General features: G+C 66.2%; 22 protein-coding genes. 7 read left to right on the top strand and 15 right to left on the bottom strand.

What is annotated here, in order from left to right; genetic code table 11:
* Window positions 1-54: 54 nt before the first annotated feature.
* Both ACZ1JS_RS16440 and ACZ1JS_RS16445 read right to left on the bottom strand, forming a co-directional pair.
* Window positions 55-666, bottom strand: coding sequence for a hypothetical protein (locus tag ACZ1JS_RS16440; protein ID WP_345877014.1), 612 nt, complete (start codon window positions 664-666; stop codon window positions 55-57).
* A 31-nt stretch (window positions 667-697) separates the two neighbouring features.
* Window positions 698-1384, bottom strand: a complete 687-nt coding sequence (locus tag ACZ1JS_RS16445; protein WP_345877013.1) for a class I SAM-dependent methyltransferase — start codon at window positions 1382-1384, stop codon at window positions 698-700.
* 213 nt (window positions 1385-1597) lie between these two features.
* Between ACZ1JS_RS16445 and ACZ1JS_RS16450 the strand changes: the two genes are divergently transcribed.
* Both ACZ1JS_RS16450 and ACZ1JS_RS16455 read left to right on the top strand, forming a co-directional pair.
* Window positions 1598-2536, top strand: coding sequence for a UDP-2,3-diacylglucosamine diphosphatase (locus tag ACZ1JS_RS16450; protein ID WP_465166984.1), 939 nt, complete (start codon window positions 1598-1600; stop codon window positions 2534-2536).
* A complete protein-coding gene (locus ACZ1JS_RS16455; protein ID WP_465166985.1) occupies window positions 2533-3588 on the top strand; it encodes a glycosyltransferase family 4 protein in 1056 nt (351 codons plus the stop codon). The genes ACZ1JS_RS16450 and ACZ1JS_RS16455 overlap by 4 nt, the downstream gene beginning before the upstream one ends.
* A gap of 3 nt (window positions 3589-3591) precedes the next feature.
* On the opposite strand, the gene ACZ1JS_RS16460 is transcribed toward ACZ1JS_RS16455, so the two are convergent.
* The 3 genes from ACZ1JS_RS16460 to ACZ1JS_RS16470 all read right to left on the bottom strand — a co-directional run bounded on the left by ACZ1JS_RS16460 (window position 3592) and on the right by ACZ1JS_RS16470 (window position 8949).
* Entirely contained in the window at window positions 3592-4755 is a 1164-nt protein-coding gene (locus tag ACZ1JS_RS16460; protein WP_465166986.1) for a carbohydrate porin, read from the bottom strand.
* A gap of 64 nt (window positions 4756-4819) precedes the next feature.
* Complete coding sequence (locus ACZ1JS_RS16465; RefSeq protein ID WP_465166987.1) at window positions 4820-6835, bottom strand: methyl-accepting chemotaxis protein; 2016 nt, start codon at window positions 6833-6835, stop codon at window positions 4820-4822.
* Window positions 6836-7272: 437 nt separating this feature from the next.
* Window positions 7273-8949 (bottom strand): methyl-accepting chemotaxis protein, encoded by a 1677-nt coding sequence (locus ACZ1JS_RS16470; RefSeq protein WP_465166988.1) that lies wholly within the window; start codon window positions 8947-8949, stop codon window positions 7273-7275.
* Window positions 8950-9355: 406 nt separating this feature from the next.
* Between ACZ1JS_RS16470 and ACZ1JS_RS16475 the strand changes: the two genes are divergently transcribed.
* Entirely contained in the window at window positions 9356-10285 is a 930-nt protein-coding gene (locus tag ACZ1JS_RS16475) for a DUF808 domain-containing protein (RefSeq protein WP_465166989.1), read from the top strand.
* Window positions 10286-10447: 162 nt separating this feature from the next.
* Here the strand turns inward: ACZ1JS_RS16475 and dacB are convergent, their stop codons facing one another.
* Entirely contained in the window at window positions 10448-11848 is a 1401-nt protein-coding gene (gene dacB, locus ACZ1JS_RS16480) for a D-alanyl-D-alanine carboxypeptidase/D-alanyl-D-alanine endopeptidase (protein WP_465166990.1), read from the bottom strand.
* An 8-nt stretch (window positions 11849-11856) separates the two neighbouring features.
* Complete coding sequence (fucP, locus tag ACZ1JS_RS16485) at window positions 11857-13161, bottom strand: L-fucose:H+ symporter permease (protein ID WP_465166991.1); 1305 nt, start codon at window positions 13159-13161, stop codon at window positions 11857-11859.
* Between the two features lie 134 nt (window positions 13162-13295).
* Here fucP and manD point away from each other — a divergent pair, with 134 nt between their 5' ends.
* Window positions 13296-14513 carry a D-mannonate dehydratase ManD gene (gene manD / locus ACZ1JS_RS16490; protein ID WP_465168724.1) on the top strand — a complete coding sequence of 406 codons (1218 nt, stop codon included), beginning with the start codon at window positions 13296-13298 and terminating at the stop codon, window positions 14511-14513.
* 41 nt (window positions 14514-14554) lie between these two features.
* Here the strand turns inward: manD and ACZ1JS_RS16495 are convergent, their stop codons facing one another.
* Genes ACZ1JS_RS16495 through ACZ1JS_RS16510 form a run of 4 tightly spaced genes read right to left on the bottom strand, consistent with a single transcriptional unit; the run spans window position 14555 to window position 17799 of the window.
* Window positions 14555-14911: an L-rhamnose mutarotase gene (locus ACZ1JS_RS16495; protein ID WP_465166992.1), complete on the bottom strand. Its 357-nt coding sequence runs from the start codon at window positions 14909-14911 to the stop codon at window positions 14555-14557.
* Window positions 14896-15627, bottom strand: a complete 732-nt coding sequence (locus tag ACZ1JS_RS16500) for an SDR family oxidoreductase (protein WP_465166993.1) — start codon at window positions 15625-15627, stop codon at window positions 14896-14898. The genes ACZ1JS_RS16495 and ACZ1JS_RS16500 overlap by 16 nt, the downstream gene beginning before the upstream one ends.
* Window positions 15624-16634: an aldo/keto reductase gene (locus ACZ1JS_RS16505; RefSeq protein WP_465166994.1), complete on the bottom strand. Its 1011-nt coding sequence runs from the start codon at window positions 16632-16634 to the stop codon at window positions 15624-15626. The genes ACZ1JS_RS16500 and ACZ1JS_RS16505 overlap by 4 nt, the downstream gene beginning before the upstream one ends.
* Before the next feature lie 55 nt (window positions 16635-16689).
* Window positions 16690-17799: an S-(hydroxymethyl)glutathione dehydrogenase/class III alcohol dehydrogenase gene (locus ACZ1JS_RS16510; protein ID WP_465166995.1), complete on the bottom strand. Its 1110-nt coding sequence runs from the start codon at window positions 17797-17799 to the stop codon at window positions 16690-16692.
* 82 nt (window positions 17800-17881) lie between these two features.
* Here ACZ1JS_RS16510 and ACZ1JS_RS16515 point away from each other — a divergent pair, with 82 nt between their 5' ends.
* The gene (locus tag ACZ1JS_RS16515; RefSeq protein ID WP_465166996.1) at window positions 17882-18436 is read left to right on the top strand and encodes a septal ring lytic transglycosylase RlpA family protein; all 555 of its coding nucleotides are present in this window, start codon (window positions 17882-17884) and stop codon (window positions 18434-18436) included.
* 140 nt (window positions 18437-18576) lie between these two features.
* Here the strand turns inward: ACZ1JS_RS16515 and ACZ1JS_RS16520 are convergent, their stop codons facing one another.
* The 3 genes from ACZ1JS_RS16520 to ACZ1JS_RS16530 form a co-directional block, all read right to left on the bottom strand.
* A complete protein-coding gene (locus tag ACZ1JS_RS16520; RefSeq protein WP_465166997.1) occupies window positions 18577-19137 on the bottom strand; it encodes a hypothetical protein in 561 nt (186 codons plus the stop codon).
* A gap of 225 nt (window positions 19138-19362) precedes the next feature.
* A complete protein-coding gene (gene rpsD / locus ACZ1JS_RS16525) occupies window positions 19363-19974 on the bottom strand; it encodes a 30S ribosomal protein S4 (RefSeq protein ID WP_242120630.1) in 612 nt (203 codons plus the stop codon).
* A gap of 175 nt (window positions 19975-20149) precedes the next feature.
* On the bottom strand, window positions 20150-20386 hold the full coding sequence (locus ACZ1JS_RS16530) for a hypothetical protein (RefSeq protein ID WP_465166998.1): 237 nt from the start codon (window positions 20384-20386) through the stop codon (window positions 20150-20152).
* A 119-nt stretch (window positions 20387-20505) separates the two neighbouring features.
* On the opposite strand from ACZ1JS_RS16530, the gene ACZ1JS_RS16535 reads away from it, so the two are divergent.
* Entirely contained in the window at window positions 20506-20817 is a 312-nt protein-coding gene (locus ACZ1JS_RS16535; RefSeq protein WP_465166999.1) for a chorismate mutase, read from the top strand.
* Window positions 20818-21064: 247 nt separating this feature from the next.
* Here the strand turns inward: ACZ1JS_RS16535 and ACZ1JS_RS16540 are convergent, their stop codons facing one another.
* Window positions 21065-22855: an IlvD/Edd family dehydratase gene (locus ACZ1JS_RS16540; RefSeq protein WP_465167000.1), complete on the bottom strand. Its 1791-nt coding sequence runs from the start codon at window positions 22853-22855 to the stop codon at window positions 21065-21067.
* Between the two features lie 237 nt (window positions 22856-23092).
* Here ACZ1JS_RS16540 and ACZ1JS_RS16545 point away from each other — a divergent pair, with 237 nt between their 5' ends.
* Window positions 23093-24412 (top strand): sugar MFS transporter, encoded by a 1320-nt coding sequence (locus tag ACZ1JS_RS16545; protein ID WP_345877040.1) that lies wholly within the window; start codon window positions 23093-23095, stop codon window positions 24410-24412.
* Window position 24413: the final 1 nt, after the last annotated feature.

The following is a 24413-nucleotide window of genomic DNA, read 5'->3' on the forward strand; positions in this document are numbered from 1 at the left end:
CCGGCCGGGCGCGCCTTAAGGCTCGACGTAGCGTCGCTACGCCTCGCCCGGCGCTTAGTGGCGCGCTGCTTCCTGCAAATCCGTGTCAATCCGCGCGCCCTTCAGCAACTGCACCGGCGCTTTCCGATACAGGATGAAGTCGTTGAACGGATCGGTCACGATCTTCGTCGCCCATACCAGCCCGGTCATCACATCGCGCTGCACGAACAGCTGCACCACCCGGAACACCAGCCCGCCGACCGCGAACGCCAGCCACAGCAGCGCCAGATGCCGCAGGAACCCGACGAAGCCGACATGCGGTTCGAACACCCCGAAGAAGGTCGGGTCGAGCAGCAGCGGGATCGGCGTCGCCGCCCATAGGCCCATGAAGACGACCTTGCGGAACAGATTATACCCGACCTTGATCTCTTCCTTATGTTCGTGCGTCGCCTGGTTCACATGGTCGTAGGTCTTGGGTTCGAAGAAGAAATGCCCCGATTGCCGCGCGGTCATCGCCACCAGCCAGCCGAGCAGGCTGGCGACCGCCGGGTCGATCCACACCACGACATAGGCGATCAGGAACGTCGTCGCGCTGACGAAGTGCAGCGCCTGGTTGATGATGCTGTGATGGTAATAGCGATGATCGTCCCACCGCTGTTCCTTCAGCGCTTCCTTGAATCCGGGCATTGAATAAGCCTTTGATGAAAAGGGTTTTGGTTCAGGCGGTCGCAGCGTGTGCCGGTGTCGGGTGATTGTCCTGCCCGTCGACCGCACGACGGAAGCAGACCAGCGAGAAATGGCCGAGCGGGGGCAGCGGGCGGCGCTCGATCAACTCCGCCTGCGGGTTGCGCGCCGCCCAGTCGCCATAGATCGCCCAAGGGAAATCGGTCCGCCAGCCAAGCCGGCTGGTGATCGGCATCAGCGCGCGCTCGATCTTGGCGCGCATCCCCGCTTCCGCGCCCAGCCGGGTCGCGATCACGATCATCCCGCCGGGCCGTACCACGCGCAGGAACTCGCTCAGGGCGCGGTCGGGATGCGGCACCGCCGACACGACATATTGCGCGACCACCACGTCGAACGATGCGTCGGCGAAGTCCAGCGCCTCGGCATCGCCGATCGCGATCCGCTCGACATGGTTGAGCTTCAGCCGGCGCACCCGGTCGCGCGCCTTGTCGAGCATCTGGTCGGCGATATCGATGCCGGTGATCCGGCTGTCGTGGCGGTAATGCGGCAGCGAGATGCCGGTGCCGACGCCGACTTCGAGGATGCGTCCGCCGACCGTTTCGGCGGCATCGATCGCGGCCCGCCGCCCGCGCCGGAACACCGGACCAAAGACCAGATCGTAGATCGGCGCCCAGCGATCATAGGCGCTCGCCACGCCGAGGCGGTTCAATTCCTGAGCCAATCCGTGAGTTTCCTTGTCCAGTGCCGCACCGGGCTTGTCTGGCCAGCCACAATGACGCCGGTCGATGACAGGGCAATGTCGTACCCGTGTCAGCAAGGTTTCAGTTTGATGAGAGCGAGCGTCACACGCGCGAAATACTATTGTCGCGGTGACGCTATACAGGGTTCGCCATCGCGAGGACGGACGTCCGATCCACTATCGTGGGGAAATACGATGACGACGGCATTTGTATCCCGGACGGAACACCGGTCGGAAAAGGATTGCGGCAAACGGTCGCCTATCAAGTCGCTGGCGCGCAAGATTCCCGACTGGATCAACGACCCGCAAAGCTATCAGGCCGAGGGTCCGAAGAAATCCTACCGCACCGTCTTCATCTCCGACGTCCATCTCGGCACGCCGGGGTGCAGTGCCACGCAACTGGTCGACTTTCTCCATTCGTTCGAATGCGAGACGCTGTATCTGGTCGGCGACATCGTCGATGGCTGGCAGATCCGGCGCGGCTGGTACTGGCCGTCGAGCCATAACGACGTCATCCGCTCGATCCTGAAGTTCGCGCGCCGCGGCACCCGCGTCATCTACATCCCCGGCAATCACGACGAAGCGTTTCGCGACTATACCGGTCTCGAATTCGGCGGCGTCGAGATGGTCGAGGAGGATATCCACGAAACCGCCGATGGCCGCCGCCTGCTGGTCCTGCACGGCGACAAGTTCGACGGCGTGGTGCTCTATGCCAAATGGCTCGCCTTTCTGGGCGACCATGCCTATACCGCGCTGCTGAAGGCCAATCGCGTGTGGAACTTCGCGCGGCGCAAGCTCGGCCTGCCCTATTGGTCGCTGTCGGCCTATGCCAAGCATCGCGTGAAGAACGCGGTCAACTTCATCGGCCGGTTCGAGGAAACCGTGGCGCACGCCGCCGCCGAACATGGCGTCGACGGCGTGGTGTGCGGCCATATCCACACCGCCGAGATCCGCCAGATCGGCGACATCATGTATTATAACGATGGCGACTGGGTCGAAAGCTGCACCGCGCTGGTCGAGGATCATGCGGGTGCGCTGTCGCTGATCGACTGGCGTGCGCTGACCTGGGAAAAGGAACTGGCGAAGGCGAACGGCAAGGCCGCCGATGCCGGCCGGGCGGTCGCCACCGCGTGAGGATCGCCATCGTCAGCGACGCATGGAGTCCGCAGGTCAACGGCGTCGTCCGCACGTTGCAGACGACGATCGCCCGCCTGCAACAACGGGGGCACGTCGTCGAAACCTTCACTCCCGACGGTTTCGCCACCCGGCCTTGTCCCGGTTATCCCGAAATCCGGCTGGCCTTTGGCTGCGGTCCCGAACTCGGTCGCCGCCTCGCCGCCTTCCACCCCGATGCGATTCATATCGCCACCGAAGGACCGCTCGGCTGGGCGGCGCGGCGCTGGTGTCGCGGGAATGGCGCGCGCTTCACCACCTCGTTCCACACCAATTTCGCCGACTATCTGGCGATGCGCACGCATTTGCCCGCCGGCTTGTTCTGGCCGTTCCTGCGCCGTTTCCATGCGGCGGCCAGCGCGGTGATGACCGCGACCGCGCGCGTCGCCGGCTCGCTCCACGACCATGGCATCGCCCATACAAGGCGCTGGTCGCGTGGCGTCGATCTGTCGCTGTTCAAACCCGATGGCGCGCGGCTCGACGTGGCGACGCTGCCGCGCCCGATCCTGCTCCATGTCGGGCGCATCGCCATTGAAAAGAATATCGAGGCGTTCCTGTCGCTCGATACGCCGGGCACCAAGCTGCTGGTCGGCGACGGCCCGGCGCGTGCCGAGCTGGAGCGGCGCTATCCCCTCGCGCAGTTCGTCGGGGTCAAGCAGGGCGCGAGCCTTGCCGCCGCGTACCGCGCCGCCGACGTGCTGGTCTTTCCCAGCCGTACCGACACGTTCGGCCTCGTGATGATCGAGGCGCTGGCCTGCGGCACGCCGGTCGCCGCCTATCCGGTGCCGGGGCCGCTCGACGTGATCGGGCTGGACGGGATGGGCGGCGGCACCGACCGCATCGGCGCGCTCGATACCGATCTGGCGGTCGCCGTCCGCCAGGCGCTCACCGCCGATCGCGACGCATGTGTCCGCATCGGCACGCAATATTGCTGGTCGCACTGCACCGACCAGTTCGTCGGCAATCTGGTCGATGCTGGCCTTGCGCCACAGGGGGTGGCGGTACCGGCATAGGCGCTACATCACCTTCCATTCGACGATCGCCCGCAAGCCCAGCACCAGCGCATCGTCGACGTCGCGCAGGCCACCGGGGCGGCGGACATATTGCACATCGGGTTGCAGCGTCAGGAACGGCGCGATCCGGTCGCTATAGGTCAGCTCGACCATCCCCTCCGATCCCGTCAGCCCCGGCTGGCCCGCCGGATTGGCGCGGCGATAGGGGGTGCTCAGGTCGGCGCTCGCCACGCCGATCGACAGCTGGCTGTCGGGCCGTGCGGGCACGATGCCGCGTCCGGTCAGTCCGAACTGGAACCCGCCGGCGAACGGCGTCGTCCGCCCGTCGGACAGCCCGGCGCGGGCAAAGGCGCGCCAATGGCCGGGCTGATCAGCCTGCCCCGCCAGATCCTGTTCGACCAGCAGGTAGACGCCATGCGATGCGGCTTTCCCCTCGGCCAGCGTCACGCCCGGCGGGACGATGTGCGGCTGGCGACGGCTATAGGCCCAGCCGCCGATGCCGATCGCGGTGCGCCCCTGCAGCCCGCCCTCGGCGACGAACAGCGTCGATCGGTCGCGCCCGGTATCGGCGGTGCCGCGCGGCGCGCGGATCGCCACCGCCTGCACATAATGGCGATCGTCCGCGGCGCGCAGCCGGATGGCCAGGTCGGTGCGCGGAAAGATCGACGGCCCGTTCGGCCCGGTCGCGGCCAGTTCCGACCCGATGCCGAACGCCGGCGCGATCAGATGCGCGGCCGCGTCGCCCGAATAGAATTCGCTGTTCAGATCATATTTGCCGACCAGCACCGACAGCCGGTCGCCCGCGAAATTCTGCTGGAACCATGCCTGGTACAGCAGCAGGTCGGGCGCCCCCACCTCGATATTGTTCACCCCCTGCAACGTGGCCGCCAGATCGTTCGGCCGCCCGCCCAGATTGTTGAGCAGGCTGGCGAACGCGCTGCCGCCCTGCCAGCCGACCGCGCGGTCGAGGTCGAGCGCGGCGAGCAGGTCGATATTGTCGAGATAGCGTACGCCCCGCGTCCCGCCCGCCGCCACGCCGACGACATCGCCCTTATAGGCGAAATCGATCGACAGCGCCGACGCCGGTTCGGCGTCCTGCGCGCGGACGGCGGCGGACATGCTGGCAAAGGCGAGGGCGGTGAGCCCGAGGATCGTCGCGCGGAACATGGCGGTTGCTCCTGTCGGTTACGCGTCGCCACCCGCCGCAACGGGTGGCGACCGGCGAAAAGGGTCAGGCGGCGTGGTCGAAGGCGTCGTCGTGCGGGTCCGGGCCGCCCTGCTGCAGGTCGAGCGCGAAGCCGCGGGCGCGGGACTGCTGGTCGGCGACCGTGTTCGGCTTCGCCTTTGCCGCCGGCTTGCGTCCCGCCGACTTGCGGTCCTTGCGCCGCTTCGCCGCCGCGTCGGGCGTGCCGATCCGGAAGAAGGCGATGCTGTGCTGCAGTTCCTCCGCCTGTCCGGCCAGCTCCTCGGAAGTCGAGGTGATCTGTTCGGAGGCCGACGCGTTCTGCTGGGTGACCTGATCGAGCTGCTGCAGTGCCTGGTTGATCTGCGATGCGCCGATATCCTGTTCGCGGCACGCGGCGCTGATCTCCGCCACCAGTTCGGCGGTCCGGCGGATGTCGGGCACCAGCCGGGTCAGCATCTCGCCGGCCTGTGCCGCTGCCTGCACCGTGTCGCCCGACACCGCGCTGATTTCGGCGGCCGCCGTCTGGCTGCGTTCGGCCAGCTTGCGGACTTCCGAGGCGACCACCGCGAAGCCGCGGCCATGTTCGCCGGCCCGGGCCGCTTCCACCGCCGCGTTCAGCGCCAGCAGATCGGTCTGGCGGGCGATTTCCTGCACGATGCTGATCTTTTCGGCGATCACGCGCATCGCGCCGACCGCACGCTCGACCGCGACGCCGCTCGCCTCGGCATCCTGCGACGACTGGCGTGCGATCTTCTCGGTCTGTGCCGCGTTATCGGCATTCTGTTTGATGTTGGCGGCCATCTGTTCCATCGACGCCGAAGCTTCCTCGGCAGCCGCCGCCTGTTCGGTCGCGCCCTGGCTGACCTGTTCGGACGAAGCCGACAGTTCCTGGCTGCCGCCCGCGACATTGTCGGCCGCATCCGATGCGTCACCCACCACGGTGCGCAGCCGCCCGACCATCGTCACCAGCGCATGGCCCAGCTGGTCCTTGTCCGACAGCGGCTTGTGATCGACGGTCAGGTCGCCGCCCGCGATCGTGTCGGCCAGTGCCGCCGACTTGCGCAGCCCGGTGACCATCGACACCATCGCATGGCCCAACCGGTCCTTGTCCGACAGCGGCTTGTGGTCGACCGACAGGTCGCCCAGCGCGATCGTGTCGGCAAGCGCCGCGGACTTGCGCAGCCCGTCGACCATCGACACCATCGCAAAGCCCAGCTTGTCCTTGTCCGACAGCGGCTTGTGATCGACCGACAGGTCGCCCAGCGCGATCGTGTCGGCCAGTTCGGCCGATTTGCGTAGCGATGCGGTCATGCGGTTGACGGTGTCGACCAGTTCCCGGATCTCGTCGTTGCTGGTGACGACGACTTCGTTGTCGAGGTCGCCGATCGCCACCGCGTCCAGCGCCACGCCGACCCGCCGCAGCCCCTGCGCCACGATCTTGCTGATCCACAGCGCGCCGGCGATCGCCACGGCAAAGGCCACCACCGCGATCACGATCAGCCAGGTGCGCGCGCTGGCATATAGTGCGTCGCCCTCGGCATCGGCCTGCTTCATCTCCTCGCGCTGCCGTTCGACCATTTCGTCGATCAGCCCGCCGGTCTTCTCGGCGGCGATGCGCGCGGCGCCCAGCGAGACCATGCCGGCTTCGATATTCTTGTCGGCCAGCGCCAGTTCGACCGCCTTGTCGGCAGCGGCCTTATACTCGGTCCACGCCGCTCGGATCCTGGCATATTGCTCGATATCGGACTGATCGGCCATTGGCGGGGCCTTGGCGATAAGTTCGTCGGCGCGGCTGCGCTGCTTGCGCAGTTCCTCCATCTGTGCCGCCTCGATCTGCGGGTCGTTGGACAGGGCGAGATTCTTTTCGGCGACGATCGCGGAGGTCTGTGCATCGTTGAACTGCTGGATACGGTCGAGCGCGGTCGCCGGATCGTCGACCAGCCTGCCCATCGCGCTGCTCAAGGTCGACAATTGCACGACGCTGAAACCGACGACGATCGCCAGCAACAGGAGGACGACGGCAAAGGTCGCCCCCAATTTCATTCTGATCGTAGCGCGCATGTTCTATTCCCGGTGCTGTGAAACCAAACCCCGCCGAACGGGGGCACGGGAATCGAATGGCGCGAACGATTTTAAGATTTGGTTGGACGATCGTTAGGTGAAATCGAACCAAGCTTAACATGACGGTGGAGATCGACCGAAGCCGGCGCGACTTGCCGCAAGGTCGCATGGTCACCCGCAAATGCTTCGCGAGCACGGCGCTTGAAAAAATCCTATGGCCTAACGGCTTGGTACGCTGTGGACGAAATTGTGATCGATCGCGCCGTTGGTCGACGGGGGCCGGTTACGGTTAACGTGCTTTCTGTTGATTTTCGTCGCCTTTATCCGCGACTCACTTCATCGGAATGCGAACGGCGGACGTCCTTGCCAGGGCGCCCGCCGTCCGTTCCGATTGTCTCGTTCCGATCGCCGCCGCGCCCGGGGCGGCGAATCAGCGTTCAGGCGGCACGGCCAAACGCCGCATCGTCACCGTCCGGCCCGCCCTGCGCGAGATCGAGCGCGAAGCCGCGGGCACGCGCCTGCTGGTCGGCGACCGAATTCGGCTTGGCCTTGGGCGCAGCGGGCGCCTTGGTCTTGGCGGACTTGCGCGCGGCGGCGGGACGCTTGGCCGTTGCGCCCGAGCCGGTATCGACGCGGAAGAAGGCGATGCTCGACTGCAGCTCTTCCGCCTGTCCGGCCAGTTCCTCGGAGGTCGAGGTGATCTGTTCCGAAGCCGACGCGTTCTGCTGCGTGACCTGATCGAGCTGCTGCAATGCCTGGTTGATCTGCGACGCGCCGATATCCTGTTCGCGGCACGCGGCGCTGATCTCCGACACCAGTTCGGCGGTCCGGCGAATGTCGGGCACCAGCTTGGTCAGCATCTCGCCGGCCTGGGCCGCCGCCTGCACCGTATCGCCCGACACCGCGCTGATCTCAGCGGCGGCCGTCTGGCTGCGTTCGGCCAGCTTGCGGACTTCCGACGCGACCACCGCGAAGCCGCGGCCATGTTCGCCGGCCCGGGCCGCTTCCACCGCCGCGTTCAGCGCCAGCAGGTCGGTCTGGCGAGCGATTTCCTGCACGATGCTGATCTTTTCGGCGATCACGCGCATCGCGCCCACCGCGCGTTCCACCGCGACGCCGCTCGCTTCGGCATCCTGCGACGACTGGCGTGCGATCTTTTCGGTCTGCGCGGCATTGTCGGCATTCTGTTTGATGTTGGCGGCCATCTGTTCCATCGACGCCGAAGCTTCCTCGGCAGCCGCCGCCTGTTCGGTCGCGCCCTGCGAGACCTGTTCGGAAGAGGCGGAGAGCTGCTGGCTGCCGGCGGCGACATTGTCCGCCGCGCCCGATGCGTCGCCGACGACCATCCGCAGCCGTTCGATCATGTTGTTGGTGGTTCCGATCAGGTCCTTGATCTCGTCGTTGCTGTTCGCGACCAGATCCTGGGTCAGATCGCCGCCGGCCACCGTGTCGAGCGCGAGCGCCAATTGCTTCAATCCGCGCGATACGATCAGGCTGACCCACACCGCGCCGCCGATCGCGATCAGGATCGCGGCGATCGCCACGCCGAGCAACATCGTCCGTGCGCTTTCGAAGCTTGCGGTCGTCAACGTCTTCGCGTCGTTCATCAGCGCGGTATTGGTCGACACGATGTCGTCCAGGCCGGCGTACAGCTTCTTCACGGTCTCGCGCGACCGGTTGATCGACGCGACCCCGGCCTCGTCGCGCTTCCCGGCGAGCGCCAGTGCCCGAACCTCCTGGTTCACCTGCTTGAAATCATCCCACAAACCGGCGGTCGTCGCCCAACTCGGCTTCGCTTCGCTCGGCGCCTTGTTCAATGCATCCCGGATCAGTTCGGTCGTCGAATTGATCTTCGTCGTCGAATCCTGCTCCCACTGTCGCAGCAGCGCCGGATCGGTCGCGAGCGCCATGTTCTTTTCGAGCCGGATGATCTCGTTCACCTCGACCTGCACGCGCAACGACCGCGCCTGCCGCGCGGCCGGACCGTCGATGACGTCGACGATGTCCGCATTCATTTGCGACATCCGGGTGACGCCGATCGTGACGACTGCAAGCAGCATCATCACTACGATCCCGAATGTCACCCCCAACTTGGCTTTAATCGTCCAACGCATCATGCCCTCCCGACGACGAATAAGAACGAAGCCGCGGACAATATTCGCGGCTGTGAGTTCATCCCGACAACGGGTAGGATGCTGTCGTTTAACAAATGGCTGTTGCGCGGTTAACCATTGTGGAACAGCTATTAACGACAGTTGGGCGCATTACGGTATCTGGACTTCGGCGGAACGGACATGCCGTTTCCGCGCGACAGCGCCGCCGTCGATCGCCGCGACGAAAATGAGCACAAACCAGTAATTTGGTACGTTAGCGTACCGAACTGCCGTCGATCTGGTTGCTCGCACTGGTCCCCGAACCTGCTCCGCCAAAGGTTAAGAAACAAAATTTCATCCTCGCTTTCGATGGCGTTGTCGTCCGCCGCCCGCTACCGCTCGGCGCGACGGAACAAGGGGACAGGCAATGGCTGGCGGATTGGTGGCACTGCTCGACGACGTCGCGGCGATCGCGAAGCTGGCGGCGGCGTCGCTCGACGATGTGACCGCGGCGGCCAGCCGGGCGGGGGCCAAGGCGGCTGGCGTGGTCATCGACGATGCGGCGGTGACGCCACGCTATGTCGTCGGCCTGTCGCCGGCGCGCGAACTGCCGATCATCGGCAAGATCGCGTTGGGATCGCTCAAGAACAAGCTGCTGATCCTGTTGCCGGCCGCGCTGCTGCTGAAGGTGTTCGCGCCATGGGCGATCACCCCGATCCTGATGGCGGGCGGCGCGTTCCTGTGTTTCGAGGCGGCGGAGAAGATCCTCGCCCCCTGGCTTGGCGGCCATGCTGCGGAGGAAGCGGCGACCACCACCGACCCGGCCGAGCTGGAACGGACGCAGGTCAGCGGGGCGATTCGCACCGACCTGATCCTATCGGCGGAAATCATGATCATCGCGCTCAACGAACTGCCCGACATGCCGGTGTGGATGCAGGCGGTGGTGCTGGCGGCGGTCGGCATCGCCATCACCGTCGGCGTCTACGGCGTCGTCGCGCTGATCGTGAAGATGGACGATATTGGCCTCGCGCTGGCCCGCCGGTCTGGGGCGCTGGCGCAGACGATCGGGCGCGGACTGGTAAAGGCGATGCCGGTGCTGCTGAAGGCGCTGGCGCTGATCGGCACCGCCGCGATGCTGTGGGTCGGCGGACAGATCATCGTCCATGGGATGGAGGAATTCGGCGTCGTCGCCCTGCCGCACCTGATCCACGACACCGCCCATCATGCGGCGGAGGCGCTGCCCGCGATCGGCGGCGTGGTCGACTGGATCGTCAACGCCGCGCTGTCGGCGGTGGTCGGCATCGTCATCGGCGCGATCATCGCCGGCGTCCTGCACGTCCTCCCGCGCAAACATTGAAGGATAGGCAAAACCCGTTCGGTTCGAGCAGCTTCGAGCCTGTCGAGAACGGGTCACTTGCGCCACGCCCGTTCGTCCTGAGTAGCCATTGAGCTTGTCGAAATGGCGTATCGAAGGACCGCCACAGGTACTTCGATACGGGTCTTCGACTGCGCTCAGCCCCTACAATCCCGCAGCGGCCGCCAGCAACGCCGCATCCATGGCTGCCGTCGCCGAAGCCCCTTCCGGTATGTCATTGGCGTACAGCGCAAAGGTGAGCGTCTGCCCGCTGGCGGCGGTCATCGTCCCCGCCAGCGCCGACGTCCCTGACAACGACCCGGTCTTGGCGCGCAGCTTCCCCGCCAGTGCCGTGCCCCTGAACCGCCGCGCCAGCGTGCCGTCGACGCCCGCGACCGGCAGCGTCTCCAGCCACGCCGCGCCCCAAGGTTGCGCCTGCGCCCAGCCCAGCAGTGCGACCATCGCCCGCGGCGTCACCCGGTTATAGGTCGACATGCCCGACCCGTCGGACAAATCCCATGCGGTGCGCGGCACGCCTGCCAACGTCATGATCGCGCTGACTTTCTTCAATCCATCGGCGATCGACCCGCTCCCTTGCACCGCGCCGACCCGGCGCAGCAGCAATTCGGCGTGCAGGTTCTGGCTGACCTTGTTGGTGACCGCGATGTCCTCGCGCAGCGCTCCGGGCCGGGTCTGTGTCAACATCGGCGGCAAAACGCCACGCTGCACGACCGCTCCGTCCTCCGCCGCCCTGTAGGGCCGGTGCCGAACCAGTACCCGCCCGGTCACCCGGACCCCCTTGCTACGTAGCACCTTCGCCAACTTCCACGCGGCATAATGCGCCGGGTCGTCGATCCCCACCCGGATGCGCTCGCTCGGCCCCCTCGCGACCGTCCCCGACACCCTCAGCAGGTCGCTGCCCGGCATCCGGTCATAGGCGATGGCGTTGCCCGGGCCGACCGTCACGCGGTTGTCGATCCGGTAATAATCCGAACCGCTTACCACCGCCTTGCCGTCCTCGACCCCGACGGTCAGCGCCAGTTCGTTGTCGTCCAGCGTCAGCGCGGAGATGCCGGTGCCATAGCGGGTGACGATGTTGTTCCACCCCATGCCCGGCGACCAGCGCTGGTCGGGGAACGCGCTGTCATCGCCGATCACGTCCTCCACCACCCGCGTGCGCGCCGCCACCGCATCGGCCAGCGTGGAAAGACAGTCGCTTGCGCAATCCTCCGCCGACGACAGCCGCGCATCGCCGGCTCCGACCAGCACCACGTCGCGCCCCTCGATCCGCACCCCCGTCCGCGCGCTGTCCGGCCCATCCACGGCCAGGTTGGCAAAGGCGGCGATGGTCGTGAAAATCTTGGTATTCGAAGCAGGTACGAAGCGGTTGTCGGCATCGATCGCGACGCGCTCGACCCCATTCGCATCGCGCACGACCAGCCCGAAGCGCGTGCCCGCCGGCGCCTGTGCCAGCGCCGCGCGCACCGCGGCCTCGACCCCGGGATCGGGCGCCGCCGCGCTCAGCCACAGCGCCGCCCCCGCCATCCCCGCCCGCCGGTATCGCATGCGTCCTCCTATGCTGCCCGCCTCCGCATCGCCAGCGCGAACGCCAGCACGACCGCGAACGACAGGCAGGGTATTAGCATCGCGGTCTGGATCGACAGGATATCGTGGCTCAACAACCCCATAGCCGGGGGGAATAGTGCCCCGCCGATAATCGCCATCACGATCAGCGGCGCGCCCAGCGTCGCCTGCGGTCCCAAATCGCGCACCCCCAGCGAAAAGATCGTCGGGAACATGATCGACATGAAGAAACCGGTCAGCAGCAGCGCCCCGATCGCGATCATGCCCCCGGCCAGTGCCGCGACCAGCGTCAACACGATGTTCGCCAAGGCAAATCCGGCCAGCAGCCGCGTCGCCGCGATCTTCTGCATCAGCAACGTGCCGACCAGCCGCCCGGCGAGGAACAGTGCCAGGCTGACCGACAACAGATAGGCCGCTTCGCGCTCCGGCGTGGCGGGGCTCAGCGTCTTCACGAAATCGACGAAGAAGCTCCACACCCCGACCTGCGCCCCGACATAGAAGAATTGCGCGACCACCGCCCAGCGCAGCGTCCGGACGCCGATCACCGACTTCAACCCCGCCAGCGTGCCGCCGCGCGTGTCGTGCGCGAGTTCGGGCAGGCGAACCAGCGCCACCGCGATGGCGATGACCGTCACGACCCCGGCGAGCACCAGATAGGGCAGCTGCACCATCTGCGCCTCGCCGGCGCGATAGGCTTCGAGCGCGGCGGGAGCCATGGCGTCGAGCGTCGCGCGGTCATGTTCGACACCTGAAAAGATGAACAGCGCGCCGATGCTGGGCGCGATCGCGCCGCCCAACCCGTTGAACGCCTGCGCCAGATTGAGTCGCTGTTCCGCCCGCGCCGGATCGCCGAACGCGACGATATACGGATTGGCCGCCGTTTCGAGGAATGCCGCCCCTGCCGCCAGCACGAACAGCGCCCCCAGAAACCCGGCATATTCGCGCAGCTCCGCGGCCGGATAGAAGAGCAGCGCGCCAACCGCGTACAGCCCCAGTCCGGCAAGGATACCGGCACGATAGCCGAAGCGCCGCATGATGATCCCGGCCGGCAGCGCCATCAGGAAATAGCCGAGATAGAAGACGAACTGGATGAATCCGGCCTCGGCCCGGTTCAGTGCCAGCGCCTTCTGAAACTGGCGGATCAGGATGTCGTTGAAGTTGTTCGCGATCGCCCAAAGAAAGAACAGGCTGACCACCACCGCGAAACCGACGCCGAACCCCGGCGTGATGAACCGATGCCCGCCATGGTCGGGTGCTGTATCGGGCGGCGGAGCGGTAATGGTCGGGATCGGCATGACTTCCTCTCTGCCCGGCGATTTCCGGGTTCATTCTTGTCGTTGTTAGCGCTAACGGTCCTTCGAGACGCCGAATGATGCGTCCTTGATATCAGGAGAGTCGGACAGTGACAGGCCCCACCCCAACGTCGTGCATACCGCTCATCATCCGCGACGCACGCGTGATCGTGACCTGTCCGGGGCGCAATTTCGTCACGCTGAAGATCGAGACCGACCAGGGCATCTACGGCATCGGCGACGCGACGCTGAACGGTCGCGAATTGTCGGTCGCGTCGTATCTGACCGACCATGTCGTGCCCGTGCTGATCGGGCGCGACGCGCACCGGATCGAGGATATCTGGCAATATCTCTATCGCGGCGCCTATTGGCGGCGCGGGCCGGTGACGATGACCGCGATCGCCGCGGTCGATACCGCGCTGTGGGATATCAAGGGCAAGGCGGCGGGGCTGCCGCTCTATCAATTGCTCGGCGGTCGCTCGCGTGAGGGCGTGCTGGTCTATGGCCATGCGAACGGCGCCGATATCGAACAGACGGTCGAGACGGTCGGCCGCTATCGCGAGGCCGGCTATCGCGCGATCCGGGCGCAGTCGGGCGTGCCGGGGGTGAAGGGCGCCTATGGCGTCGGATCGGGCGCGGGCAAGATCTACGAACCCGCCGACACCGCGCGGCCGCAGGAAACCCTGTGGTCGACGCCGGCCTATCTGCGTCATGCGCCGAAGCTGTTCGAGGCGATCCGGGTCGCGCATGGCGAGGAGATCGAGCTGCTCCACGACGTGCATCACCGGCTGACCCCGATCGAGGCGGCACGGCTGGGCAAGGCGCTGGAGGAATATCGCCTGTTCTGGATGGAGGATGCGACGCCGGCCGAAAATCAGGAGGCGTTCCGCCTGATCCGGCAGCATACGACCACGCCGCTGGCGGTCGGGGAGATCTTCAATTCGATCCATGACTGCCGGACGCTGATTCAGGAACAACTGATCGACTTCATCCGCACGACGGTGGTCCATGCCGGCGGCATCACCCATTTGCGGCGGATCGCCGATCTGGCCGGGCTGTATCAGGTCCGCACCGGCAGCCATGGTGCGACCGACCTGTCGCCGGTATGCATGGGTGCCGCGCTGCACTTCGACACCTGGGTCCCGAATTTCGGTATCCAGGAATATATGGCGCACGCTCCCGAGACCGACGAAGTCTTCCCGCACGACTACCGGTTCGAGGACGGCTATCTGAAGGTCGGCGACACGCCCGGCCACGGCGTCGATATCGACGAGGCGCTTGCCGGCAAATATCCGTACAATCCCAAGCAACTGCCTGTTGCACGGCTGGAGGACGGCACGCTCTGGAACTGGTGAGGGGCGTCCCGGCCCGTCGCAGCGAAGCGGGCCGGGATGCTTCATGCGTGGTCGGTCAGGCGGAAGATGCGCGCCATTGGCGTCCAGCGGCTGCCATCGGGCGCCTGTGGCAGCGCGCGCTGGAACTGGCCCATCCGCGCCTCCCATGCGACGACGTCGGGGTTGGCGAGGTCGGCGGCGGTCTTGGCCGCCGGGTCGAACGCATCGGTCACGGTCATCGTCATCACCAGCCGGTTGCCGGTGCGCCAGATTTCCATCTGCGTGATACCGGCATCGCGGATCGATGCCAGGACGGCTGCGGGGACATTGCCCGGCCGATGCCAGTGTTCATACTCGGCGATGGCGGCGACTTCGTCGGCAAGGTCGAGGGTCAGGACATGGATCATGCGTTCGACCATCCGCCATCGATCACATGCACCGCGCCGGTGGTGTAGGACGACGCGTCGGAGGCGAGGTACAGCGCCAGTTCGGCGATTTCCTCCGCCCGGCCCAGCCGGCCCATCGGCTGGCGCGCGGTGAACGAAGCGCGCGCCGCCTCCGCATCGCCGGTCGCTGCCATGCGCTCTTCCAGCGAAGGCGACTGGACGGTGCCGGGGCAGATCGCGTTGCAGCGGATACCCTGTCCGACGAAATCAAGCGCCACCGACTTGGTCAGTCCGATCACCGCCGCCTTGGACGCGGTATAGACGAAGCGGTTGGGGACCGCGATCACATGGCTGGCGACCGACGACATGTTGACGATCGAGGCGCCGCCCGCATCGATCATCGCCGGCAGCAGGGCGCGGATCATCCGATATTGCGCGCGGACATTCAGGTCGAAGCTGAAGTCCCAATCGGCCTCTTCGGTGGTCAGGATCGTGCCGGCATGGACGAAGCCGGCGCAGTTGAACAGGATGTCGACCGCGCCGACCCTGGCCGCGAAGTCCTTGATGGCCTGTCCGTCCATCAGGTCGACGACCTGCGCCTCGCAGCCTTCCAGAGTCGCCAGCGCCTCGCCATTGATATCGACCGCCAGCACCCGCGCGCCTTCGCGGGCGAACAATTCGGCGGCGGCGCGGCCTATGCCTTGCGCGGCGGCGGTGACGATGGCGGTTTTACCGGACAGGCGGGTCATGCGGTCTCCGAAGAAGGAACGGGTGCGTCGGCGCGGACCAGACCGGCGTCGATCAGGTCGTGCCACAGCGCCGGGGGCAGGGGCAGGGCGGCGAGTGCCAGCGACTGAGCAACCTCCGCCGCATCGGCCATGCCGGGAATGACGGTGTCGACCGCCGGATGCGCCATGGCGAATTGCAGCGCCGCCGCCGCCATCGGCGCGTCGTGGCGCGCGCAAATCGCGGCGATCGCATCGACCCGGCGGACGATATCGGCGGGTGCCGCCTCGTAATTATACCGCGCGCCGCCGCCGGTGCCGGTGGCGAGGATGCCGGAATTATACGGCCCGCCGAGGATCAGCCGGACGCCCATCGCCTGACAGCGGGGTAGCAGCGAGTCGAGCGCGCCCTGTTCGAGCAGCGTGTAGCGCCCGGCGAGCAGGATCGCATCGAGTTCGACCTGATTTAGCAGTTCCTGGCACACCGCGATCTCGTTGACGCCGATGCCGATCGCGCCGATCGCGCCCATGTCGCGCAACTCGCACATCGCCGGATAGCCGCCGTCGAGGAAGGTCGCCATCTGCGCCCCGGCATCGGCACCATGGGTCATGGCACCCAGATCATGCGCCAGCAACAGGTCGATCCGGTCGCGGCGCAACCGGCGAAGGCTGGCATCGAACGAGCGCAGCACCCCGTCACGCGAATAGTCGAACGCGCTCTCGACCGGTTCGGGGGACACGAACCCTTGTCGTTCCGTGGCCAAGTCGCGATCGGGCACCGGTTGCAGCACGCGCCCGACCTTGGTCGAGACGAATGCGGTACCCTCCGGATCGCGCTCCGCCAGCGCATCGCCCAATCGCCGTTCGGACAGGCCGAAGCCGTAATGCGGGGCGGTATCGAACGCGCGGATGCCGCGATCCCATGCCGCGTCGATCGTCGCCCGGGCGGCTTCCTCGCCGACCGGCCGATATAGATTGCCGATCGCCGCCCCGCCAAAGCCGAGCTTGGCGGGACGCTGCCCTCCGGTCATCGCATGTCCTCTCTCCGCTTATATTCGCGAAGAAATTTCACCTGTCAAAACGAAATCAATAGACCACGACCGAGCGGATGCTCTCTCCAGCGTGCATCAGGTCGAAGCCCTTGTTGATCTCGTCGAGTGACAGGACATGGGTGATCATCGGGTCGATCTCGATCTTGCCGTTCATGTACCAGTCGACGATCTTCGGGACGTCGGTGCGGCCCTTGGCCCCGCCGAACGCGGTGCCGCGCCAGTTGCGCCCGGTGACCAGCTGGAAGGGGCGGGTGGCGATTTCCTTGCCCGCCTCGGCCACGCCGATGATGATGCTGGTGCCCCAGCCGCGATGGCATGCCTCCAGCGCCTGGCGCATGACGTCGGTATTGCCGGTGCAGTCGAACGTATAGTCCGCGCCGCCATCGGTCAGCGCGACCAGATGCTGGACGATATCGCCGCCCACGTCCTTCGGGTTGACGAAATGGGTCATGCCGAAGCGGCGGCCCCATTCCTCGCGCGCCGGGTTGATATCGACGCCGACGATCATGTTCGCGCCGGCCATCTTGGCACCCTGCAACACGTTCAGCCCGATGCCGCCGAGGCCGAAGACGATGATATTGTCGCCCGGCGCGACCTTGGCGGTGTTGACCACCGCGCCGACGCCGGTGGTGACGCCGCACCCGACATAGCAGCTGGTCTGGAACGGCGCATCCTCGCGGATCTTCGCGACCGCGATCTCGGGCAGGACGGTGAAGTTCGAGAAAGTCGAGCAGCCCATATAATGATAGATGGGCTGGCCCTTGTAGCTGAAGCGCGTGGTGCCGTCGGGCATCAGCCCCTTGCCCTGCGTCGCGCGGATCGCGGTACACAGGTTGGTCTTGCCCGACAGGCACGACTTACACTGGCGGCATTCGGGGGTGTAGAGCGGGATGACATGGTCGCCTGCGCGCACGCTGGTCACGCCCACGCCGACCTCGCGCACGATGCCTGCGCCTTCGTGGCCGAGTACCGAGGGGAAGAGCCCCTCGCTGTCGAGGCCGTCGAGCGTATAGGCATCGGTATGGCAGATGCCGGTCGCCATAATCTCGATCAGCACTTCGCCGGGCTTGGGCCCTTCGAGGTCGAGTTCGACGATTTCGAGAGGGCGCTTCGCTTCGAATGCGACGGCTGCACGGGTCTTCATGGGGCGTCTCCTTGGGTGGTCACCGACTAGCGGGCGCGGACGGGGGTCGGCAAGGGGGCGGTGCTGCGCTAAGAGGCGGGCGATGACCGCGCGTTCGCTTCTGCCCTGTGCCGCCCTGTTGCTATCGGCCTGTGCCGGCGGAAATTATCGCGCGGTCAGCGACGCGGCGGTCAAGGTCGGCGCGCCGTACAGCGTGCGCGGCGTGACCTATGCTCCCGCTGCCGATCCGACCTATGACATGCTGGGGCTGGCGAGCTGGTATGGCAATGAGTCGGGACGGCGGACCGCCAATGGCGAGCGGTTCCGCCCCGGCTGGGTCACCGCCGCGCATACCACGCTGCCGTTGCCGAGCTATGTCGAGGTGACCGCGCTCGATACCGGGCGGCGTATTCTGGTCCGCGTCAATGATCGCGGGCCGTTCACCGGGCGCGGGCGCATCCTCGACCTGTCGCGCGGCGCGGCCGAGGCGCTGGGCGTGCGCGGGACCGGCGTCGTGCCGGTCCGCGTGCGGGTGGTGGCACCCGACGAACGCGATCGGGCACGGCTGCGCAAGGGCAAGGGCGCGCGCGCGTTGCCGCCGGTGGACGAGCGGACGCGGGCGAATCTGCGGGCGCAGTTGCGGGCCAGCGGACTGTAGCGCGGGTCCAAAGTTCACGAAGTTCACACTTGCGCGCGTTTCGCGCACCGGCTGGTTTGGTGGGTATCGGCGGGGTCAAGGAGCGTGGGTTCGACGAACCCGGCGCGATCCTGACCGGCGGGTAAAATGTAGGAAAGCGGTTATTTGGTCGCCGCCTGTTCGGCCTGCATCTCGGCGAGATTTTTATCCTGCTTGGCGAGCGTGGGTACACCGAGGGCGGTACGCAGGCTGTCGGGGATCAGTTGGCGGTCATAGGGCTCGCGGCTGGGCGGAGCGTCGTTGGGCCAGCGCCATTGCGTGCCGTATACCTGCTTCTGGCCGATATTCTGGAGGTAACGGTCAAGGGTTGCGGCCGCGATCCAGCTCGCCTCCGCCTTGCCGCGCGCGACTGCAGCGAGTGCCAGCGAATGGGCGAGCAGATAATCTTGCGCCTTTTCGCCATGTTGAAACACGAAGGCGGCGGCGTAGTAATCATCGGCAGTCGATAATTCGCCGCTATCGAGCAGGGCGCGCGTACGGGTCCGGCGAGCGGCGTCGTCCGCCCACATTTTCTCGACGAACGCCATGTCCTGCATCTTCGCGTGCGGGACGTTTTGGCGGATCGCCTGATCCTCGGCGAAGAGTTTCGCCATCTCGGCGTTATTCGCGGGCGGCGGGGTCTGGGCGAGCGCGGGCGTGGCAAGGAGGAACAGGGCGGGCACAAGATAGCGCATGGGACCTCACTGGTTGGTGGTCACAGCGTGTCGTAGGATCGCGTTCGCGTAAAGTGGATACGAAAAGGGCGGCCCGTTGCGGGGCCGCCCTTTTTGTCGCTGCCAGCGCCATGGGCAAAGCCCATGCCGTCGGTCGCTGCCTCGGCAGCGCCGGCCGCTCGCGCTGAGGGTTCGCCTTGGTCCAGCTTTGCTGGACCTTGGCTCGGCGCGAGATCAGCGCGAGTAGAACTCGACGACGAGGTTCGGTTCCATCTTCACCGGATAGGGCACTTCGTCCAGCGTCGGAACGCGGTTGAAGGTGACCTTGGTGCCGTCGGCGCCGATATATTCGGGGATGTCACGCTCGGCGAGGGTCTGCGCCTCGAGGACCAGCGCCATTTCCTGCGCCTTGGTGCCCAGCGAGATTTCGTCGCCGACATAGCAGCGGCGCGACGCGATGTTGCACTTCACGCCGTTGACGCGGACGTGACCATGGCTGACCAGCTGACGTGCGGCCCAGACGGTCGGCGCGAACTTGGCGCGGTACACGATCATGTCGAGGCGCTGTTCGAGCAGGCCGATCAGGTTCTGACCGGTGTCGCCCTTCATGCGCGACGCTTCTTCATAGGTGCGCTTGAACTGCTTCTCGGTGACGTCGCCGTAATAGCCCTTCAGCTTCTGCTTGGCGCGCAGCTGGGTGCCGAAGTCCGACATCTTGCCCTTGCGGCGCTGACCGTGCTGGCCGGGGCCATATTCACGCTTGTTGACCGGGCTCTTGGGACGACCCCAGATATTCTCGCCAAGGCGGCGATCGAGCTTGTACTTGGCGCTGGAGCGCTTCGACATCGTAAATCCAATGCAATTGCAGTAACGTTTGACCATCCAGTCGGACGATCGCGGCTCCCGGTATTCGCCGCCGGTCCCAAGGGGCCGGGGCCACCGCTTCACCGGGAATGCGGGGCCGAATTGCGAAGCGGCGCGCCTAGCCGGACGGGGCGCGGGAGTCAAGGTTGCTGGCAGATCAGTAGTTCTGCCGTCCCGTGCGTCGGCGCATCTGATCGATATCGCGGTTATTTTCGGCGTCGATCGCCGCCCATTCGCGCGCGCTGCGGCATTCGCGCTTCACACCGAGACGCGATCCGGTAGCTGCCGGCACTTTGCGGCAAACGCGGGCGGTGGGATTGGGGGGCGGCGGCTGAATCGGGGGTACGGACGGTGCCTGCACGAACATGGCGGTGAGTGCGAGGGTGAACGACATGGGCTTTCCTTGCAACAGGGAGTTCGTCGACGGCCCCAGTATAGCCGCCCGATCCCGCACGCAAAAGGTGGACAGTAGCGCCGTCGGCGGTAGACGGGCCCGTTATGACTGGAACTCCGATGACGACCGAGCCGCTGCCCGGCCCCGATTGTACCACCATGACCGACGTGCGTGCCGGGGTCGACAGTCTCGACCGCGAACTGGTGGCGCTGCTGGCGCGGCGCTTCGCTTATATGGACGCCGCCGCCCGGATCAAGCCGGGGCGCGAAGCGGTGCGCGACGAGGGGCGCAAGGCGGAAGTGATCGCCAATGCGCGGGCGGCGGCGGCGGAGGCCGGCGTGCCCGATGCGGTGGTCGCCGATTTGTGGGAACGGCTGGTCGAGGCGTCGATCGCCTATGAGATGGCACGGTTCGACGCGACGCGGGGGTAGGAGCGGGGAACCGCATCCCCCTTCGTCTTGCAGTATCCCCGCGAAGGCGGGGATCCAGGGCTACACACGCAAACCGCTGTTTTACTCGGCCCTGGACCTCCGCCTGCGCAGGGGTACGGCTCTATTCTGGGCGGACGCGTAGACTTTCGCAGCGGTCTCGAACAAATCCGTGGGACAATGCGGAACCGGGTCGGTTCCGGCCGACCGAACCTCGACCCCGCTTGCACGGGGCCGAAGTCGGTATCGATCAGTGGTTGTCGCGCGGCAATCCGCGGGTCTGGGCGATCTTCTGATACGCCTCGGCGCCTTCGAGGATCGCGCCGGTCGCCATCTGGCCCACGACCGAGCGCTGGATTTCCTGCCACGGGGTCTGCGACGCCGGATATTGATACCCGCCGGCCGCCTCGAGCTCCTGCCGACGCTGCGCCAACTCCTCGTCCGACAGCAGCACGTCGGCGCGGCCCTTGCCCAGGTCGATGCGGACCCGGTCGCCGGTGCGCAGCAGCGCGAGGCCGCCGCCCGCCGCCGCTTCGGGTGAGGCGTTCAGGATCGAGGGGCTGCCCGACGTGCCCGACTGCCGCCCGTCGCCGATGCACGGCAGCGCGCTCACGCCTTCGGTGATCAGGTATGCGGGCGGGCGCATGTTCACGACCTCGGCCGCACCCGGATAGCCGATCGGGCCGGCGCCGCGCATGAACATCAGCGTTTCGGGCGTGATGCCGAGCGACGGATCGTCGATGCGGTGGTGATAATCCTCAGGGCCATCGAACACGACCGCCGGCCCTTCGAACGCTTCCGGGTCGTTCGGGTTGGACAGGTAACGTTCGCGGAATTCGGGGCCGATCACGCTGGTCTTCATCACCGCCGCGTCGAACAGATTGCCCTTGAGCACGATGAAACCGGCTTCTTCCTTCAGCGGCTGTCCGAACGGACGGATGACCTTCTCATCCTCGATCACCGCGTCGCGGCAATTGTCGCCGATCGACTTGCCGTTCACGGTCAGCGCGTCCTCGGCGATCAGCCCCGCGCCCATCAGTTCGCGGACGACCGCCGGCACGCCGCCGGCCCGGTAATAATCCTCGCCCAGATATTCGCCGGCGGGTTGCAGGTTCACCAGCAGCGGCACCTTGTGGCCCTGTTCCTGCCAATCCTCGATCGGCAGGTCGACGCCGATATGACGGGCGAGTGCGGCGAGGTGGATCGGGGCGTTGGTCGAGCCGCCGATCGCCGAATTGACCTTGATCGCGTTGTGGAACGCGTCCTTGGTGAGAATGTCCGAAGGCTTGAGGTCTTCGCGGACCATGTCGACGATGCGGAGACCCGTGCGATAGGCAATTTCTTGCCGGTCGCGATACGGGGCCGGGATCGCGGCGGAGCCGGGCAGCTGCATGCCCAGCGCTTCGGCCAGCGAGTTCATCGTCGTCGCCGTGCCCATCGTGTTGCAATAGCCGGTCGAGGGGGCGGAGGAGGAAACGAGGCGGATGAATTCCTTGTTGTCGATCTCGCCGGCGGCCAGCATCTGCCGCGCCTTCCACACGATCGTGCCCGAACCGGTCCGCTCGCCCTTGTGCCAGCCGTTGAGCATCGGCCCGACCGACAGCGCGATGGCGGGGATGTTGACGGTCGCGGCGGCCATCAGGCACGCCGGCGTCGTCTTGTCGCAACCGATCGTCAGCACCACGCCGTCGAGCGGATAGCCGTACAGCACCTCGACCAGGCCCAGATAGGCGAGGTTGCGGTCGAGGCCCGCGGTCGGGCGCTTGCCGGTTTCCTGGATCGGGTGGACCGGGAATTCGAGGACGATGCCCCCCGCTTCGCGAATGCCCTCGCGCAGCCGTTCGGCGAGCACGAGGTGATGGCGGTTGCAGGGCGACAGGTCGCTGCCGGTCTGGGCGATGCCGATGATCGGCTTGCCCGACTGCAATTCCTCCTGGCTCAGCCCGAAGTTCAGATAACGCTCGATATAGAGCGCCGTCATGTCGATATTCTCGGGGTTGTCGAACCAGGCGCGGCTACGCAGGGGGGGCATATCGGTCATGGAAATTCCGGTTCAGCGAGTGGACGGGCATAGGCAATCAGGGTGCAGGCGGCAGCGTCGGCCGACACGGGCGCGGGCGGTCGAGTCGGACCTATAGCCCGTCATCGACCCGCATCCTCCCCCGTATCAAGCGCCGTTGACGCCATGCGTTGGCCCATATAGTCAGACAAAATCGAATTGAGCAAGCGATGCGACGGACCAAACCGTCCCGCAGCCGTAAAATGGGAGAAGACGAGGATGCCCGCCCCAATATCCGCGCGCACCGGCGCGGTGCCACAAGGCGCATCGGGCGCCAGTTACGCGCCGGCGCTGACGCTGCTGGCCAGCCTGTTCTTCATGTGGGGCTTCATCACCGTCATCAACAACACGCTGCTGCCGCATCTGCGCAGCGTGTTCGACCTCAACTATACCCAGACCACGCTGATCGAGAGTGTTTGGTTCATCGCCTATTTCTTCGCGTCGATCCCCTCGGCCAAGCTGATCGAGCGAATCGGGTATCAGAAGTCGCTGGTGATCGGCCTGCTGGTCATGGCGGCGGGCGCGCTGGGCATGGTGCTCGCGGCCAGCCTGCCTTCCTATGGCGTGACGCTGGTCATGCTGTTCGTGATCGCCAGCGGCATCACGCTGCTGCAGGTCGCGGCCAATCCCTATGTCGCGGTGATCGGCCCGTCGAACACGGCGTCGGCGCGGCTCAATCTGGTACAGGCGATGAATTCGGCGGGCACGATGCTCGCCCCGCTATTCGGTGCCTATCTGATCCTCGGCCGGTCGAAGGGCGGTACGTCGGAGGCGGGCACGGTGCTGACCCAGGCCGAACGGCTGGCCGATGCGCAGTCGGTGATCCTGCCCTATGTCCTCGTCGCGGTCGTGCTGATCGTGCTGGCGGTCATCATCGCGCGCTTTCCGCTGCCGGCGATGGGATCGGCGACCAGCCGCGTCGCGAAGGAAGAGCGCAAGAAGCATTCGCTGTGGAACCACCGCAACCTGGTGTTCGGCGTGCCCGCGATCTTCATCTACCTGATCGCCGAGATCGGCGTCGCCAACCTGTTCGTGAACTTCGTCAGCCAGCCCGATATCGCCAACGTCACCAACGAACTGGCCGGGCGCTACCTCACCTTCCTGTGGGGCGGCATGATGGTCGGCCGCTTCGTCGGCAGCTTCGTGATGCAGAAGGTCGACGCGGCCAAGGTGCTCGCCTTCTTCTCGATCGGTGCGTTCGTCGTGATGCTCGGCGCGACCTTCCTGTCGGGGCCGGCGGCGATGTGGTCGCTGATCCTGGTCGGGCTGTTCCACTCGATCATGTTCCCGACGATCTTCACGCTGGGCATCAAGGGGCTGGGGCCGCTGACCGAGGAAGGATCGGGGCTGCTGATCATGGCGATCGCCGGCGGTGCGCTGGTCGTGGTCCAAGGCTGGCTGGCCGACCGCTACGGCCTGCAATGGTCGTTCCTGCTGACCGCCGCATGCGAACTCTACATCCTGTTCTACGCCGTATGGGGATCGAAGGTGACCAACCCGATCGACGACGTCCCCGCCGATACCGACGTCTTTGCATAAG

It is taken from the genome of Sphingomonas sp. BL-S-05, from assembly GCF_055521695.1.